The organism is Bacillus sp. SIMBA_154 (assembly GCF_046536015.1).
Lineage (GTDB): Bacteria > Bacillota > Bacilli > Bacillales > Bacillaceae > Bacillus > Bacillus pumilus_P.
Genome location: NZ_JAWJBV010000003.1, coordinates 414,833 through 432,698, shown reverse-complemented (window position 1 = coordinate 432,698; position 17,866 = coordinate 414,833). Strand labels below are relative to the sequence as shown.

Here is a 17,866-nt window from a genome sequence, read left to right as displayed (position 1 = left end):
AAAGGGCTAAAATGATCTTTATTTTAGCCCTTTGTCTTCTTTTCAGCGTGATAGAAAACCTTTGAAGTCTAGGAAGGGCGAGCACCGGCGCGGAGCGAATTTGACATTCGTGAGCACCGGCGCGCAGACCTGACAACGAATGCGAGGGTTTGTCTACACGCTGAGACTTCACTTTGGCGAAGTCTTAATGATTTTGCACCTGTTCACTTGGCGTATCTTGATTTGCATAAAATTCATCATATATGGCATATCCAATGAGTACGAAAGCAACATAGATCAATGCACTCAATGTCCAAATCCATTTGACATTCAGCTTCATTCTGCCACTCCCTCTCTTACAGGTTTCAACCGCTGCAATCTGAGCGCATTCAGAACAACCGACACGGAACTAAAGGCCATTGCCGCTCCTGCAAGCCATGGGGCAAGGAATCCGAATGCAGCTACCGGTATCCCAATACAGTTATAGGCAAGCGCCCAAAATAGATTTTGCTTAATATTTCTCATCGTTTTTTTGCTAAACTCAAGCGCATTTGCAATGGCATGGAGGTCTCCTGTCATGAGCGTAATATCTGCCGCTTCCATAGCAACGTCTGTACCTGTTCCAACCGCCATCCCAATATTCGCTGTCGCAAGGGCTGGTGCATCATTGATGCCGTCTCCGACCATGGCGACTTTCTTTCCTTGTTCCTGAAGCGCTGCAATGTGAGCAGCCTTCTCCTCAGGCAGAACTTCAGCGATGACATGCTCAATACCCGCCTGTCTTGCGATCGCCTCTGCTGTGCGCTTGTTATCCCCTGTCATCATGACAACGTGAATCCCTTGCTCTTTCAACCGGGCGATGGCTTGAGGGGAGGATGATTTGATCGTATCTGCCACCGCGACAATGCCGGAGATTTGGCCGTCAATGGCGACGAGCATAGCCGTTTTCCCTTTCTCCTCCAGCGCAGTCACGGATGCTTCGACTTGATCATATTGGATATGATGTTTCTGTAATAGCTTCCGCGTTCCAATCAAAAGCTTGCGCCCGGCGGCCTTTGCTTCAATGCCATGACCAGGGTCTGCTTGAAAGTCTTCTACCTCGGCCGCTTCAAGACCTCGTTCCTTCATTCCGTCTGTGATCGCTCGGGCAAGTGGATGTTCCGATTGCTGTTCTGCCGATCCTACTAGCTGAAGCAGCGCATCTTCTGTCCAATTTGCATATGCCATCACATCTGTAAGACTCGGCTCACCTTTTGTCACAGTCCCTGTTTTATCTAAAACCACCGTGTCCAGTGATTGGGTCACTTCTAAATGCTCTCCGCCTTTAAACAGAATGCCTGATTCAGCCGCACGGCCGCTGCCAGCCATAATAGAGGTTGGTGTAGCAAGACCGAGCGCACACGGACATGCAATGACTATGACCGCTATAAAGGTTTCAAGTGCTGAAGTCACATTCCCTGGATCAACAAAGAAAAACCATATAAGGAAGGTGAGCACAGCAATTCCGACAACAATAGGGACAAATACACCTGATATTTGATCAGCCATTCTTTGAATCGGTGCTTTTGAGCCTTGTGCTTGTTCTACCACTCGGATAATTTGTGAAAGGGCCGTCTCTTTCCCCACTTTTGTCGCTTTCACTTTGATAAACCCATTTTTATTGATGGTTGCCCCAATGACCGTATCTCCTGCGGTTTTATCAACAGGCAGACTTTCTCCTGTAATCATGGATTCGTCTATCGCGGTTGTTCCCTCCATGATCTCTCCATCTACCGGTACTTTTTCACCTGGTTTTACAAACACAAGATCATCCACTTTCACATCAGAAATAGGAACGGTCATCTCTTCCCCATCTCGCTCAATAACAGCTTCTTTTGCTTGTAAGCCCATTAGCTTTTGAATCGCTTCTGATGATCTCCCTTTTGCTCTTGCTTCCATTAATTTTCCGAGCACAATCAACGTAATGAGCACAGCACTTGTTTCATAATAGAGTGCTGCCTCATGTGTGCCTTGAACCGCTGACTGAATGCTTTCGTATAAACTATAGAAAAACGCAGCTGATGTCCCAAGTGCCACAAGGACATCCATATTGGCACTTTTATTTCTTAAAGCTTTATACGCGCCTACATAAAAGGGCCAGCCGACAATAAACTGAACAGGTGCTGCTACTGCAAACTGAACCCATGGATTCATGAACGCTTCTGGCAGCCAAATAAAAGACATGAAAGAAAAATGGCTGACCATTGCCCAAAGGAGGGGCAGTGACAAGATCATCGAGAATAAAAAGCGTGCCGTTTGCTTCTCTATCGCTGCTTGTCGATGATCCTTTTTCCCTTCCTCTGCTAATTCTTCAGCTGGTTCAATTAATGAATACCCAATGGACTGAACGGCATCTTTTATGTCACTTGTAGACGTTTGGCCCGGATGATATGTGACCTGAAGTGTCTCAAGCGCAAAGTTTACAGATCCTTGAGCAACACCGTCCAACCGGTTGATTTTTTTCTCAATTCGGTTGGCACAAGCCGCACAGGTCATTCCCTCTATATCAAACTCTGCTTGCTCCATCGCCACATCGTAGCCAAGAGATTGGATTTTTTTCTTCAGATCATCTGGTGATAGCTGTTCCGTTTCATATACGATATGAGATGTTTCAAGTGCCAAATTCACATTGGCTTCATCCACACCTTCCAGCTTGTTCAAACCCTTTTCAATGCGTCCTGCACAGGCAGCACAGGTCATTCCCGTAATATGAAAATCAATTTCCTTTTTCATTCATCTCACCTCTTCACATACTCCATGGGGGTATTTTTTTTTGAAAAAAATACGCGCTGTCACATGCAGCACGTATATCATTTAGACGACATCATATCCCTGTTCTTCAATCACATCAGAGATTCGGTGTAACGTGACTTGATCAGGATGAAAAGAAACCTCCACCTGTCCCTTGTCTAAATGGACTTTCACAGATTCAACACCTGCTAATTCTCCTACATTTCCTTCGACTGCTTTCACGCAATGTCCGCAAGACATGCCCTGTACTTGAAGTGTTGCTTGTTCCACTTCTCATCGCCTCCATCAATCATTTTCTACACATTACTATACCCTAGTAGGGTATCATTGTAAACATAAATGATGCTTAATGCGCTACGATTTTGTCAGTTTCGTAAAGACGTTCATTAACTCTTCAATGGCTTCATCCCCGTTGCCGCTCTTAATGGCATCCGCTACGCAGTGATGTGTATGCTTTTCCATCAATTGAAGACTGACCTTTTTTAAAGCGGCATTGACAGCAGAAATTTGATTGACGACATCTATACAGTAACGATCATTTTCAATCATTTGCTGAATCCCTCGAACTTGTCCTTCCACTCGTTTCAAGCGATTGATTAATTGGTCTTTTTCCTTCTCGGCTCTAGGCGAAACCATATGTCTTTCTTCATGTTCTGTCATGTGATCACCTTTTTTGTAATAAGACTTGTCTTTATTTAAATTAAAGCATATCTTCACCGGAAAAGGCAAAGATATGCTGACCACACTCTATAATGTGTGCCTTAGTTTGTTAATTGTTCAACATCCTGTAAAAGATTGACGGACTGCTGAAGCTGCTTGATCAACCCCTGCTGATCCTCAAGCATAGCGGCAACGTCTATGTTGTCCACTTTCAATTGCTGTAAATACGTTTGAATTTCCTCTGACAGCACTTTATTTTTTTCCATGATTTGCGCATGCAGATCTTCCGCTATTTTTGGTGCTGTCAGTTCATTAAATTCTTGAATGTCTGCCTTCAATGATTCAAGCTGCTGCGTCAATTCTGCTTTTTTGGCGGCATTTTGTACAGCTTCTTCAGCGAGCTTTGGAAAGTTCTCCGTAAATTGCTGAATGTCAGTCACATACTTATTTGCCTCTGTGACATATGTCGTCGTATCGTTGACCTGGTCAAGCAAGCCGGAACATCCACTTAATACAAGCGTGCCGGAAAATAGGAAAGCCATCACATATTTTTTCAAGATCGATCATCCTTCCATCTGTTGTGTTGAAAGCATTCATTTGTTCTGCTCCCCTATCACACTGATGCAAAAGGACTTCAAAAAAAGCCAGACCTTTGCCTCATGTGTGATAGGCAAAGGTCTGGCTAACATGTTCATGCCGGAATGGCCGAGAAGCAATCGCTGCTTCTGTAGTGACGACCAAACCGTAAAAGCTACTCCCCTTTAGGAAACCGTTCAAATGTTATGTTTATCATATCGAATGTCAGGACAACAGTCAATGAGAAGCCGGCGGCTGATCATGCTCTTCATACAGCATGTAGTCCGCTCCAGTGGACGCATAAATCCGGTTGCGTCCTTGGCGTTTTGACATATACAAGGCTTGGTCCGCTTCAAATAGAAGAGTTTCTAATACATTTGGATCATAAGCTGTATGAGCGATTCCAAAGCTCGCTGTCACTCGCACTTTTTCCTCATCAGTCTCAAAGAAACTCGTCTCAAACGAATGTCTCATTCGTTCCGCGATATGACATGCCTCTTCAAATGAATGATGCGGCAGACAAATGGCAAACTCTTCTCCCCCATATCGGCCAAATAAATCATCCATTTTTAAATGCTGCTGACAAATGGAGACGACATGACGCAGTGCCTCGTCCCCGATATGATGTCCGTGCGTATCATTAATTTGTTTAAAGAAATCAATATCAAACAGCAAAATGGCGGTATCCTGCGCATCCTCTTCCAATATCATCTGCGTTCGTTCGATGAAAGAAGAACGGTTGAAGATATTCGTTAAACCATCAATATACGCACGGCGCTCCAGCTCTTCCTGCAGCAAGCGCTGCTCTGTTACATCACTGATCACAATCTGCCTGCCCTCAATCTCGCCTCTTCTATTAAATAACGAAGAAGCCGTCAGTTGATAATAGAAGGGCTCTTCTTTTTCCCACATCAAATCATACTGCGAATGATCCTGCGGAGAACGCAGCCACTGAATGAACGCGGTATCTTTGATGATTCCTGAGAAAATATCGTCAATTTTATAGCCAATCCCCTTTTTATTAGAAAGTGCTGGAATGATCGTTGCAGCAGCGGGGTTGTAATCTATAAGTGTCCGGTATCGATCTAAAATGAGAACCCCCTCAGACATATGCTCAAACACACGCTCCATTGCAATGGGAGAGAGCTGAAAGAGCTGGAACGACATAATCGCCCATAAGTAGAGCGCATTGGTTAAAAACATCACCACAGGGACTGGGTCAATATGAAGGGGTGTAACGCCTAATAAATAAATAAAAGAAGTCATAATTGGTAATGACATTCCCACTAACAGTATCAGAATCTGCTTTAAATATTCTTTTTTTGTAACACGTAAAAACCAAAGCAGCATAAAAATAGCAAGCATCGAACAACCAAACGTATAAACGCCATGAATGATATACCAATAGCCAATCGTAAAATCAGCCAATAAAAATCCGTCTACTGAATTCATCGTGATGCTTCGATAAAAGAGTGAATGAAAAGAGTTGGTGAACACCATAATGGTGGTGAGAGTTGGAATCAGTAAGATGAGAAGCACGCGGCGCTTTGTGAAATATTGATGGAATCCCGTAAATTGCAGCACAATCATGAGGCTGAACGGTGCGATAAACGGTAGACCTATGTATTGAAAACAAACCCAGAACATGATTTCTTCAGGAGTACGCGCCAATAATTCAAACGTATGCCCAAAAATATAAATCGCGGTTGCCCCAGACATGTACATAAACAATTGACAGCCAATATACCGATGGCGATTTGCATGAGCAATGATTGATAATATCACGGACAGAATGCCAGAAACACTCATGATCACAATAAAATGTAAAACAATCGAATCCATGTAAACGCCCCAATTTCAGTTATTTAGAACTAGTCTAATATTACTATATATGAGGATATCACAAATGGGAAGATGTGATTTTGATTTGGTTGGAGTTTTTGTAAAGTAACGGGCGTTTTCCTTATGATGACGCCTCTTATTTTCACTACTTTTTGCTCAATTTGACGGAAAAGCATGTTGTGGCAGAAGAAATATCTGTACAATGTGGGGATCTATGAAGAGGAGGCTCCGAAGGAATATGACTTTTTTGATCATCATGGCAGGTTTGTTTATGCTGATTCTTTTGGAGAAGCCGTTTCAAAAGAGACGATCTGGCTTGTTATTTTTGGTGAGTTATTTGCTGTTGATTGCAATTTATGTGATTCAGACAACGTTTGTTGAGATGATGCCGGATGGGCTTTTGGTGATGATGGCGGTGGTTGTGGTTTGTCCTTTGTTTGTTCGGCTTTTAAAATTTTCTCAAAGAACGTAACAGTAATTTTCATAAAATAAAAAAGATGACAATTGTCGTCATCTTTTTTTACTTATGGAGACCAAAGAATTTATGGGATTAGGATTTAATAGCTGTTATTAGTACTAACTTTGGATTTGGTACCATCAACAAAGACTCTAAACTCTTCCAAGAAATTCGCATTTCTAATTTCCTCTTTATAAGCAGTCATACCGTTTTGTTAACTTTAAAACTTTTAGATAGACTGATAATTTCATAATATCATCATTGATTCACTTCTCCATAAATCTCATTCAGCATGTCTTCCATAATGTATGACTTAAATTCATCGTTCTCTAAAATCTTCATAAAGAACTCCTGATTGCTACTCATACGGTCAATAACAAAATTCATAAATGTTTTTTCGAAAGCGAATTTGAAGTTTTCTTTTGTATTGTTTTTCGCTTTCTGACGGAGATCATCATCATTCAACATGTCCTCTTTCACTTGCTCACGAGAAAGAAAATCTGTTTCTGTAAATTCTGTACCAAAGCGCTCATTTAACTTTTCTAACACGCTTGATAATCGCACCTTCTCATCTTCAGATCTACCACCAGCCCCATGCTTCTGTGGATCAAGTTCAATGCCACCCGTTTTTTCCAACTCGATGCTACCCTCGAATACCTTTTGATTGCGGTAGTATTCAAGTGCGATATCATCAGCTAAATAAACATCCTTATCACCAGAGGTACGTGGTAGTTTGCGCAACAAGTACGTTAAATAAATATATTGCTTGTGTAAGCCTAAATCGATAAACGTTACAACTTGTAGTACGAAACTATACGTACGAATGAATTTTGTTGCTGCTTGTTTAAAATCAAACTGTTCTTCTTCTGAAAGCTTTTTATATCGCTCTACACCTATGTCAAGAATCGCATTTAACTCTGTTTGTGCCTTAGTTGACTTTTTCACACCGTCTGTTACTTCAAGCTCATTAACCCTTTGCACTTCATCATCTGTAAATACTTGATACGGCTCGATGTCAGCCTGCATATCATAAAGGATATTCGGGTCCGTAATTTCAGATAGGCTTGTTGATTCGTAATATGGTTGGAACGAAGCTTTCATAACCTCTGGTTCATTTACAAAATCGAGTACGAATGTGTCCTCTTTACCTGGGCAAGTACGATTTAAACGAGATAGTGTTTGCACCGCTTTAATACCACTTAATGGCTTATCTACATACATCGTATGCAACAGTGGTTCATCAAAGCCCGTTTGATATTTCTCAGCTACAAGCAATATTTTGAATTCATCTGAATTGAATTTTTCAGGTAGCTCTTTTTCAGAGAAATTATTCATGTCCGGCTCCGTATAATGTATTCCGCCGTCATTTACAGTACTTGAGAACGCCACAACCGTTTTTAAATCGTTATATCCCTTTTCATGAATATACTTATCAAAAGCAATTTTATAACGTACTGCATGTAAACGGCTTGCTGTCACGACCATCGCCTTGGCACGCCCACCAATTTTTCGCTGTACAAAATTCCGATAATGTTCAATGATAATTTCTGTTTTTTGTTCAATGCTGTGCGGATGCAATGAAACGTATTGAGCAAGCTTTTTGGTAGCTTGCTTCTTCGATACTTCCCTATCATCATCGACAGTCTTGGCAATTTTCCAGAACGTTTTATATGTCGTGTAGTTTTCAAGTACATCTAAAATAAACCCTTCTTCAATCGCTTGGCGCATTGTGTATTGATGGAAGGCCTCTAGTTTACCATCAATACCAACTGTACCAAACTTCTCTAACGTCTTGGGCTTTGGAGTCGCTGTAAATGCAAAGAACGATACATTATCCTGTTTCCCACTTTTCAAAATGGTTTCCACAATTTTCTCGTCTACATCAGCTAAGTTATCTTCGGCAATGCGATCTTCCTCATATGCTGCTTCTAGCGTCTTATCTGATAAAACATTCGTTAAGGCAGTAGAAGCTTTACCACCTTGAGATGAGTGCGCTTCGTCTATAATAATTGCATATTTTTTTCGCTCTAAGCCCGCTACCTTTTCCAAAATGAACGGGAACTTTTGAAGCGTTGTAATAATAATGCGTGTTTCACTATTAATAGCACGTGCTAATTGCTCTGAATTTTTATCGACTGGCTCCACCATTCCTGCTTTATGCTCTAACTGATACACTGCGTCTTGCAATTGCTTATCTAACACTCGGCGATCGGTAATCACGATGACACTACTAAAGATCGATTCATTTTCCTCGTTATGTAGCTTCGCTAAACGGTGTGCAAGCCATGAAATTGAATTCGTTTTTCCCGATCCCGCAGAATGCTGAATTAAATAATGATGACCGACAAGCTTTTGTGCAACATCTGCTTCTAACTTACGTACAACATCGAGCTGATGGAAACGGGGGAAAATGAGCATTTGACGCTCACCTATTGTTTCACCGTTTGAATCTTTAATGTCGTCTTTCTTAATAAAGATGAAACGATATAAAATGTCGAGCAAGCTATCTGGAGCTAATATGTCTTCCCATAAATAATGCGTACGATAGTTGTCACCGTAAGTTAGCGGATTGCCTTTCCCGCCATTATTGCCTTTATTAAATGGGAGGAAGTACGTTTTGCCTTTATCAAGCTTTGTTGTCATAAACACTTCATCTGAATCAACGGCAAAGTAGACCGCAACACGCTCATTAAATTTAAATAACTGCTCACGTGGATCACGATCATTCTTTAATTGTTTCATCGCATCTTCAACTGTTTGATTTGTTAATGGATTTTTCAGTTCCATCACAACAAGTGGTAAGCCATTTAAAAACAGCACCATATCTAAGCTGTTGGTGTGCTTATCACTGTAATACACTTGGCGAGCGATATTAAAGCGGTTTTTTCTATACTGTTCAATTAATGTTTTATTCATATTCGTAGGGGGCTTATTATACGCAAGTTGTAATGTCACACCACGGTCTTTAATTCCTTTACGTAGGCATTCAACCAATCCTTGTTTATATAGCTGGTCTTTAATGCGCTTTAACACTTGTTCTTTATAAGTAGGACCATACGATTTCTCTAACGTACGCATCCGCTTTTCTTGTGTATCTTCTAAAAATGCAAATAGCTCCTCAACATCAATCGCATGCTGTTTAAAAGATGCACTTGCCTTTCCTTCTAGCACACGCTTTTTATAACCATTCGCAATTAACGCTAATTCGATATTCGTCTCAAAACCTGTTTCTGTAGTATCGATCGCCATTACAATTCACCTCACTTTATCAAGTTGCATATCACGTACGTCGATTTTGCCTGTAACTGCTTCGTAGATTAGGGATTGACGGTATTCTTTTAGTTTTTTAATTTGTGTTTTTAACATATCAATTAGTTGTTCATTTGCCAAAACTTTCACTTTTAATTGGTTAATAATTTCAAACTGTTCTTCAAGTGGCGGTAATAAAATAGGTAGTTTTTTCATTTCAGTAAATCCCATAGATTGTCTTACTCCACTTCCTAATCCATAAAATACTTTTTTTAAGTCATAAGAATGTAATAAGTAATAAGTATATACAGAGATTGACTTATTAGATTGTTTCAAACCTAAATAAGCAGATGTAATAATCCCTTCTTCATTTACTAATCCGACACGCAAACTTCTCTTATCATTTTGTAAATCGGTTAGTCTTAAAACAATATCGTCTTTCTGTATTATTTGATAAGTTTCGAATGAATCTGGTAGTAACCCAAAATTCGATTCTACATCTCTACGCTTGATTTTCCCATAACTTAACGAAAGAACATTTGTAATTACATTGCCCTTATTTTTCAATTTATTTTTCTTTATATAAACTATATAGTGGTTTAACTTCCCAATGTTCTGGAATCTCTCCAATCCACTCAACACCTGAATCTTTCATTTTCACATTCGGATTTAAACCTTTTGTAACAGCTTCTGTGATGATTGATTGGCGTTGTTGTTGGAACAGCATAATAAGACTTTCTTTATTCTTAATAAGCTTATCTATTAATAGATCCTTTTCTTTTAAGAATTTCGTAATTTTATTCTGTAATTCTATTGGTGGAATTAATAATTGGATGTTTTGAATATCGCCTTTAGAAATACCAAACCTTGTAACTCCTCTAGCACTTATCCAAAAATGTTCTTTAAATCCATAAGAATAGAGTAAATAATACAAATATAACCCTTTAACAACATTAACGTTTGGTCTGATTAAAGCTAGGTGATAACCACACACAACTTCAGGCATGTCTTCTTTAACCCAAGTCGGTATTCCAATATCTATCGGAGATTCTGAATCTTTAGTGAGAATCACATCGTCTTTTTTTAATGTTAATTTTCTTATCTGTTCATCACTTGCCGTAGCAATCATAAAATCAATTTTATCTGAAATAGTATGATTATAATAAACATCTACATAGTTACAAAGTTTGACTACTTTCTCACCGAAGTGACTTTTTTTGTCTACATTACTTAAATTAACTTTGGAAATTTCCTTCAACCTATGGGTTTTCCATCCATCTGGTAATACTCTTAAAAAAGGAATTTTTTCATTTATTGAATTCATCCCATCACCTTCTTCAACTGCTCAGTAATCTCCACTTCTAAAGCACGAATCTCGGCCATAATTTCTGCTGAGCTGCGTAATTCTTTGTATTTGTAGAACTGGCGAGTGAATGGAATTTCGTAGCCGATTTTTGTTTTTGATTCATCAATCCATGCATCTGGTACATGTGGTAATACTTCACGTGCAAAGTAGTCATGAATGTTTTCTTTTAACGGGACGTTTTCTGTATCACGTAAATCTGTATCTGGTTCGATGTCTGTTTTATTTTTCATACATATATCGGCTGTTTCATCTTTTTCAGATAGACCAGCTAAAATTGCTTTTAATATAGGTGCTCCGATAGTAATACCGGCTTGCTTCAATGCATCTTTTAGTACTTTCGTGAACTCGTCACGATTTTTATATACTGTATCGCTTTCTAACGTGCGTAAAACATATAAAATTTGCGTTTGCAGCTTCTTACCCTCTTCAATTTCAAAGTGACCTGCATCACCTTTTTTCTTCGATGTTGCTAAGTTCGCAAAGCCTTTTTGCTCTACAACACGTGCCAAGCGCTCTTCATTTACTTGGAAGTTTAAACGTAATGGACGTTCTACTGTAATTTTCGCATAGCCAAATTCTTCATTCTCAAAAATCTTCACGTACTCATTTGGCTGTGCATCACCGTATAAACGAACAATTTCATTCATTTGCTCTTCCGTAATTTCGTTACGCTTACTACCCATCGACTTTTTCATTTTTTTCGAGAAGTCTACTGCATTGACTAAACGTACTTTTCCTTTATGAAGTGGCGCTTTATTGTTTGTTAAAATCCAAATATACGTTGCAATGCCTGTGTTGTAGAAAAGATCGTTCGGCAATGCCACAATACCTTCTACTAAATCGTTTTCAAGCACATACTTTCGAATTTCACTTTCACCAGAACCTGCATCACCTGTAAATAGCGGCGAACCATTCATAATAATGGCTAAACGGGAGCCTTGTGGATTTTCTGCTGTGACTGGTTTCATTTTTGAGATTAAGTGCATGAGAAATAATAGCTGCCCGTCACTTGTACGAGGCGTACCAGGTCCGAAACGACCATCAAAACCTTGTTTCTCATGTTCGTTTTTAATCGCCTTTTCATACGATTTCCAGTCCACTCCGTACGGTGGGTTTGAAATTAAGTAATCGAATGTATCATGTGGGAATTGATCGTTTGATAACGTGTTTCCCAAACGAATGTTACGTGCTTCTTCACCTTTAATAAGTAAGTCTGCCTTACAAATGGCATAGGATTCAGGGTTAATCTCTTGGCCGAAAAACTCTAAATGTGCTGTTGGATTTTGATTAAGTAAATATTCTTGCGCAACTGAACCCATACCACCTGTACCAGCCGCACAGTCATACAATGTTTGTGTTAAACCTGGCTTCGTTAAAATACTCGCATCATCATGTAAAAATAACAAATGTGTCATTAAACGAATGACTTCACGTGGCGTGTAATGATCCCCTGCTTCTGCATACTCATTGAACCGACGAATTAGTTCCTCAAATACATAACCCATTTCAATATTTGAAACTGTTTCTGGATGTAAATCGATTTCACTAAAGCGTTTAATCGTTAAGTATAATAAGTCATTTTGATCAAGTTTATCGATTTGGCGATCGAAGTCGAAGTGCTCCATGATATCACGAGCCACTTTTGAGAAACCATTTATATAGTCACGTAAGTTATCAGCGATATTATCATCGTCTGTTAATAGCTTGTTAAAATCATATTCACTTATGTTGTGGAAGTTTTGCTTAGAAACACGATTTAAAATTTGCTCACGTGCTTCATCTGTCATATTTGGATACTGCTCTGCTTTCGCTAACACTTCTTCTTTTGTGCTTTCTAATACGCAGTCAAAACGGCGTAATACAGCTAATGGCAAAATAATTTCACCGTAGTCTTCTGGCTTATATGGTCCACGTAAAATCTCTGCAATTGACCAAATGAAGCTTACTTTATCTTGGAAGTTGATCATGTTATGTACCTCATTTAAATTTTATTTTTGCGACAATACTTCTTGTAAAACTAAAGCATATTACATTCAATTATAAATGTTCTAACAACAAAACGTAACTGCAAATAATAGAAACTTTAACCAAAAATATTGGACTTGTTAACTCATCAGGTCAACCTGATATAAATAGTAAACCTTGGTTTAGATATGCAGTGTGATAACTTCATCCATTTCACCTATTATTAGCTCTCTATATTAAGAATACAAGAAATCTATAGTTCCTACTATTATAATTTTATAAAATCACCGACAATAGAAAAAAGCCAAAACCCTTGATATGAAAGGACTTTGACCTCATTGATTTCCTCCGAAATCATATGTATGGAGACGGTGGGAGTCGAACCCACGTCCAGAGACATCGATTACTTAAGCGTCTACGAGCGTAGTCAACATATTTACGTGTTCACTCATCCGCATGCCTGCTGACGGGCGCTTGGAGGGCTAGTCTGATGGATCTCTTCTTACGTCCTCAGACGGAAACGTAAGCGTAGCCTACTTCATTGGGCTCCTCACAGACACATAGGCAATGTCAGGAAGAGCTCGCTGCGCTTATTAGGCAGCTAGTGCTAAGTTTTGGTTAAAACTTTTAGTTTTGCCAGTTACATTTAGTGCGTGTTAACGAGATCGCCTCTCGGCTCGCAGCTCAAGCTCGAACCGCCCCTGTCGAATCCGTAACGTCCCCTTGTAAAAGGGATATACGGGATGGAAACGTTCAGCTTAACTGCTTCCGTATATAACTATTATAACAATCTCATCGCCTGAAACAACTGGTGGTTTCTGTAAAAACTGCGATGATTGTTTATTGTATATCATATTGTAGCATAGTGTTCATGCGATCAGCAAGCCATCTGCACAAACACTAAAATTGCTTTTGGCGATCGCGGAAGGCACGTTCAATTTCACGTTTTGCATCTTTTTTCTTCAGATCCTCACGTTTATCGTATTTCTTTTTCCCTTTACCGATTCCGATCAGCACTTTGGCAAAGCCATTTTTCAAATATAGTTTAATGGGGACAAGTGAGTAGCCCTCTTCCTTTGTTGCACCAATCAATTTGCTAATTTGCTTGCGATGAAGCAGCAGCTTTCTCGTTCTTAGCGGGTCATGGTTATAACGGTTCCCCTGCTCGTATGGGCTGACATGCATGTTGTGAAGAAACACTTCTCCTCGTTCGATTTTGGCAAAGGAATCTTTTAAATTCACTTTTCCCGCACGAATCGACTTGATTTCAGTTCCTTGTAACACAAGGCCGGCTTCAAATGTTTCTTCTATAAAATAGTCATGATTTGCTTTTTTGTTTTGGGAAACAACCTTTCCCTCTCCCTTTGGCATTGGCGTACACCCTCCTTTTGACACAAACACAGTCCAAATCGTACGGATTATTTTATCAAACAATCCAGCTTTCGACAATGCTGACGCCATGTGGTCAAAAAGCAAATAGAGCGTGATGCCCTATTTGCTTTTTTGGCACGTTACTTTTTCTTTTTTCGCTTTTGTTTCGGTGCGTTATCAAATACGCGTTTTTTCTTTTTCTTCTTTTTTCGACCTGTGAACCAGTCGCCGCCTTTATCGTCTTTTGCCTTATCCCCAGACGCCTTCTGACCAACGCTCCCTTTTTTTGCTGGTGAATCTGTCCGTTTTTTGAACTTGAAATCTTTAGGTGATTTACGACGAGTGCCTTTCATCCCGACGATTTCAAAATCAATGGAGTGCTCATCTTTATTGACATTCACCACTTTGACAGTGATTTCGTCACCGATGCGATATACATTTCCTGTACGCTCACCGATCATAGCAAAATGCTGTTCATCAAAGCGATAGTAGTCGTCTGTCATGTAGCTGACATGGACGAGACCTTCTATCGTATTCGGCAGTTCAACGAATAGTCCGAAATTCGTCACGGAACTAATCATCCCATCAAATTCTTCACCGATTTTATCAAGCATGAACTCTGCCTTTTTCAGGTCATCTGTTTCACGCTCTGCATCGACGGACCGGCGTTCCATTGTAGACGCATGGTCTGCTATTTCTGGCAGCAGCTGTCCCCACTTTTCAAGGGTAGCTTCGTCTGTCTTTTTCTGAATCAAATAGGTTCTGATCAGTCTATGAACAATTAAATCAGGATATCGGCGGATCGGTGATGTGAAGTGCGTATAGAATTCCGTTGATAACCCAAAGTGCCCGATGCTTTCTGGATCATACTTCGCCTGTTTCATAGAGCGAAGCATGACGGTTTGAATGACTACTTCTTCTGGCTGATCTCGGACGGCATCCAGTACACTTTGAAGTGCACGCGGGTGAATGTTCGTCGACGTTCCTTTAACAATGTACCCAAATGTTGTCACGAATTCTAAAAAGCGCTGAAGCTTCTCAGGATTTGGTTCTTCGTGAATTCGGTAAATGAACGGTACATTCATCCAGTGGAAGTGCTCTGCAACCGTCTCGTTTGCGACAAGCATGAATTCTTCAATTAATTTCTCCGCGACTGAACGCTCTCGTATGATGACATCCTTTGCCGCTCCTTCATCATCAACAAGCACTTTCGCTTCCTTGAAGTCAAAGTCTACAGCTCCACGCTCCATCCGCTTGTCACGAAGGATTTCTGCAAGCTTCTCCATCTCTTGGAACATAGGAACAAGCGGCTCGTATTTCTCTAGAAGCTCTTCGTCTTGGTCCACTAAAATCTTATTCACATCTGAATACGTCATTCTCTCAGTTGTTTTGATCACACTTTGGAAAATCTCGTGTTTGACGACTTTCCCATTGCGATCAATGACCATTTCACAGGAAAGTGTGAGACGATCGACCTTTGGATTTAATGAACAAATGCCGTTTGATAGACGATGCGGAATCATCGGAATGACGCGGTCTACAAGATACACACTCGTCCCGCGCTCATAGGCTTCCTGATCAATCGGGGAATTTTCAGTGACATAATGAGAGACGTCTGCAATATGCACCCCTAGCTTATATTTACCATCATCCAGCTTTTGCACAGTGACTGCGTCATCTAAGTCCTTCGCATCTGCACCGTCGATTGTCACAATCGTTTCGTTGCGCAGATCACGTCTGCCTTCCAGATCTTTTTCATCGATTGTTTCAGGTGTGTCTACCGCCTGCTGCAGCGCCTCTTCTGGGAACTCACCTGGCAGGCCGTGTTTATGAATGATCGACAAAATATCAATGCCTGGGTCATTTTTATGACCTAAAATTTCAGTCACTTCGCCCTCTGCACTCATTCTTCCTTCCGGATAGCTTGTCAGCGTCACAACGACTTTATGACCTTCTACCGCTCCGTTTTTGGCGGATTTCGGGATAAAGATATCGTGTGTGATCTTTTTATCATCAGGAATGACAAAACCAAAGCTTTTTGTTTCTGTATAGGTACCGACAACCGACTGAATATTACGCTCCAGAATTCGGATGACTGTCCCTTCTTTTTTGGTGCCATTGGATTTATGGCTGACACGAACCATGACCGTATCGCCATTCATCGCTGTTCCAAGTTCTGTTGGCGGAATGAAAATATCATCCTGTCCAAACTCTTCAGGTGTCACAAAGGCAAATCCTTTCGCATGAGCGGACAGCTTTCCTTTCACCAAATTCATTTTTTCCGGTACACCGTAGCGATCACTGCGGGTACGGACGATAAGTCCCTGATCCTCTAATATCACAAGTGCTTTAATGAGCTCTTTATAATCATCAGCATTTGTAATTTCCATCATGACTTCTAATTCTTGTACTGTTAACGGTTTGTACGCCTCTTCTTGCATAAAAGCGAGTAATTCATTCATAAATTCTTCTTTTTGCACACTCTAACCCCCTATATATTTAAATTGACCAATCAAGTGATTCTAAGAATGCATACACATCCTGATGAACCTTTTCCCGCTCTTTATCAAGCGTGATGACATGGCCCGATTCTTCATACCATTTCAAATGTTTTTGATCTGTCTCTACTTCGTTATAAATGATATTTGCACTGTCTGTATTAATCATATGATCATGACGTGCCTGAACAACAAAAGTAGGTGAATAAATCATGTCAACATTGTTTCTTACATCTGCAATCAGCTCTTGCAGGCCCTTGAGTGTACCCATTGGTGTTTTCTTGAACTCTTCCATTTCCTGTTCAATTTGGTCCTCTGACTTACCCTCGAATTTTTTATAATTACGGGCATAATCTAGTACACCCTGGTACATGACGTCTTCACTTTTTATGTACATAGGTGCACACATAGGTACAATTCCCTTTACAGGTACAGTGTAACCTAATTTCAATGAAAAAACTCCTCCGAGGGACAGTCCGCAAACAGCAACCTCCTCATAGCCCTCATCTTTTAAAAATTGATACCCTTCTTCTACATCTTTCCACCAATCTATCGGGCCTGTATGAACAAGCTCTTCTGGCGGCACGCCGTGTCCTTTGTATTGAGGTGCATGGCATGTATAACCTCTTTCATTCAGGTAACGGCCAAGCATTCGAACATCTGCTGTATTCCCAGTAAAACCGTGAAGAAGAAGCACCGCCTTTTCTCCACCTTTAAACGTAAATGGTTTTGGTGTAACAACTTTCATGATGTGACTTCCTTTCCTTCTGTTATGGTTTATATTTTCCACTTGTATGTATGAAACAAACACAAAAGAGTGCTGATACTAAAAAAAGGTCTGAAAAAAGATCAGACCTTCTGTTACTCGCTCTTTACACGCCTAAATATGCCAATGCAAGTGTTAATATGAAGAAAAGCACTGACAAAATGACCGTTAATCGGTGAAGAATCAAGTCAAGGCCTCTCGCTTTTTGCTTACCGAAAAGCTGCTCGGCTCCACCTGAAATAGCGCCTGACAGTCCAGCACTTTTACTTGATTGTAATAATACAACGATGATAAGTGCGATACTGACAATTACGAGTAATGTGATAACAAATGCGTGCATGAAAACA

General features: G+C 40.2%; 15 protein-coding genes and 1 other RNA gene. 1 reads left to right on the top strand and 15 read right to left on the bottom strand.

Annotation, left to right across the window (positions count from 1 at the left end; translation table 11 throughout):
* Positions 1–184: 184 nt before the first annotated feature.
* From R0K30_RS08575 to R0K30_RS08550, 6 genes are all read right to left on the bottom strand, one after another.
* The gene (locus R0K30_RS08575; protein ID WP_410610094.1) at positions 185–319 is read right to left on the bottom strand and encodes a hypothetical protein; all 135 of its coding nucleotides are present in this window, start codon (positions 317–319) and stop codon (positions 185–187) included.
* Positions 316–2,751 carry a heavy metal translocating P-type ATPase gene (locus tag R0K30_RS08570; protein WP_410610092.1) on the bottom strand — a complete coding sequence of 812 codons (2,436 nt, stop codon included), beginning with the start codon at positions 2,749–2,751 and terminating at the stop codon, positions 316–318. Before R0K30_RS08570 ends, R0K30_RS08575 begins: the two co-directional genes overlap by 4 nt.
* Before the next feature lie 81 nt (positions 2,752–2,832).
* A complete protein-coding gene (gene copZ / locus R0K30_RS08565; RefSeq protein ID WP_024423475.1) occupies positions 2,833–3,039 on the bottom strand; it encodes a copper chaperone CopZ in 207 nt (68 codons plus the stop codon).
* A gap of 84 nt (positions 3,040–3,123) precedes the next feature.
* The gene (locus R0K30_RS08560; protein ID WP_410610089.1) at positions 3,124–3,429 is read right to left on the bottom strand and encodes a metal-sensing transcriptional repressor; all 306 of its coding nucleotides are present in this window, start codon (positions 3,427–3,429) and stop codon (positions 3,124–3,126) included.
* Between the two features lie 101 nt (positions 3,430–3,530).
* The gene (locus R0K30_RS08555; RefSeq protein WP_230030736.1) at positions 3,531–3,986 is read right to left on the bottom strand and encodes a DUF6376 family protein; all 456 of its coding nucleotides are present in this window, start codon (positions 3,984–3,986) and stop codon (positions 3,531–3,533) included.
* A 256-nt stretch (positions 3,987–4,242) separates the two neighbouring features.
* Positions 4,243–5,847: a histidine kinase N-terminal 7TM domain-containing diguanylate cyclase gene (locus R0K30_RS08550; RefSeq protein ID WP_410610086.1), complete on the bottom strand. Its 1,605-nt coding sequence runs from the start codon at positions 5,845–5,847 to the stop codon at positions 4,243–4,245.
* 238 nt (positions 5,848–6,085) lie between these two features.
* Between R0K30_RS08550 and R0K30_RS08545 the strand changes: the two genes are divergently transcribed.
* Positions 6,086–6,319, top strand: coding sequence for a hypothetical protein (locus tag R0K30_RS08545; RefSeq protein WP_410610084.1), 234 nt, complete (start codon positions 6,086–6,088; stop codon positions 6,317–6,319).
* Positions 6,320–6,562: 243 nt separating this feature from the next.
* Here the strand turns inward: R0K30_RS08545 and R0K30_RS08540 are convergent, their stop codons facing one another.
* The 9 genes from R0K30_RS08540 to secG all read right to left on the bottom strand — a co-directional run bounded on the left by R0K30_RS08540 (position 6,563) and on the right by secG (position 17,859).
* Positions 6,563–9,553, bottom strand: coding sequence for a type I restriction endonuclease subunit R (locus tag R0K30_RS08540; RefSeq protein ID WP_410610082.1), 2,991 nt, complete (start codon positions 9,551–9,553; stop codon positions 6,563–6,565).
* 6 nt (positions 9,554–9,559) lie between these two features.
* Entirely contained in the window at positions 9,560–10,120 is a 561-nt protein-coding gene (locus R0K30_RS08535; protein WP_410610078.1) for a restriction endonuclease subunit S, read from the bottom strand.
* A 1-nt stretch (position 10,121) separates the two neighbouring features.
* The gene (locus tag R0K30_RS08530; protein WP_410610076.1) at positions 10,122–10,877 is read right to left on the bottom strand and encodes a restriction endonuclease subunit S; all 756 of its coding nucleotides are present in this window, start codon (positions 10,875–10,877) and stop codon (positions 10,122–10,124) included.
* A complete protein-coding gene (locus R0K30_RS08525) occupies positions 10,874–12,886 on the bottom strand; it encodes a type I restriction-modification system subunit M (protein WP_410610074.1) in 2,013 nt (670 codons plus the stop codon). The genes R0K30_RS08530 and R0K30_RS08525 overlap by 4 nt, the downstream gene beginning before the upstream one ends.
* 358 nt (positions 12,887–13,244) lie before the next feature.
* Positions 13,245–13,607, bottom strand: a transfer-messenger RNA (tmRNA) gene (ssrA, locus tag R0K30_RS08520).
* A 177-nt stretch (positions 13,608–13,784) separates the two neighbouring features.
* On the bottom strand, positions 13,785–14,255 hold the full coding sequence (smpB, locus tag R0K30_RS08515; RefSeq protein ID WP_410610072.1) for an SsrA-binding protein SmpB: 471 nt from the start codon (positions 14,253–14,255) through the stop codon (positions 13,785–13,787).
* Positions 14,256–14,395: 140 nt separating this feature from the next.
* Entirely contained in the window at positions 14,396–16,735 is a 2,340-nt protein-coding gene (gene rnr, locus R0K30_RS08510; protein WP_327924420.1) for a ribonuclease R, read from the bottom strand.
* A gap of 19 nt (positions 16,736–16,754) precedes the next feature.
* Positions 16,755–17,501 (bottom strand): alpha/beta hydrolase, encoded by a 747-nt coding sequence (locus R0K30_RS08505; RefSeq protein WP_099727918.1) that lies wholly within the window; start codon positions 17,499–17,501, stop codon positions 16,755–16,757.
* Positions 17,502–17,625: 124 nt separating this feature from the next.
* A complete protein-coding gene (gene secG, locus R0K30_RS08500) occupies positions 17,626–17,859 on the bottom strand; it encodes a preprotein translocase subunit SecG (protein ID WP_003212746.1) in 234 nt (77 codons plus the stop codon).
* Between the last annotated feature and the right edge of the window lie 7 nt (positions 17,860–17,866).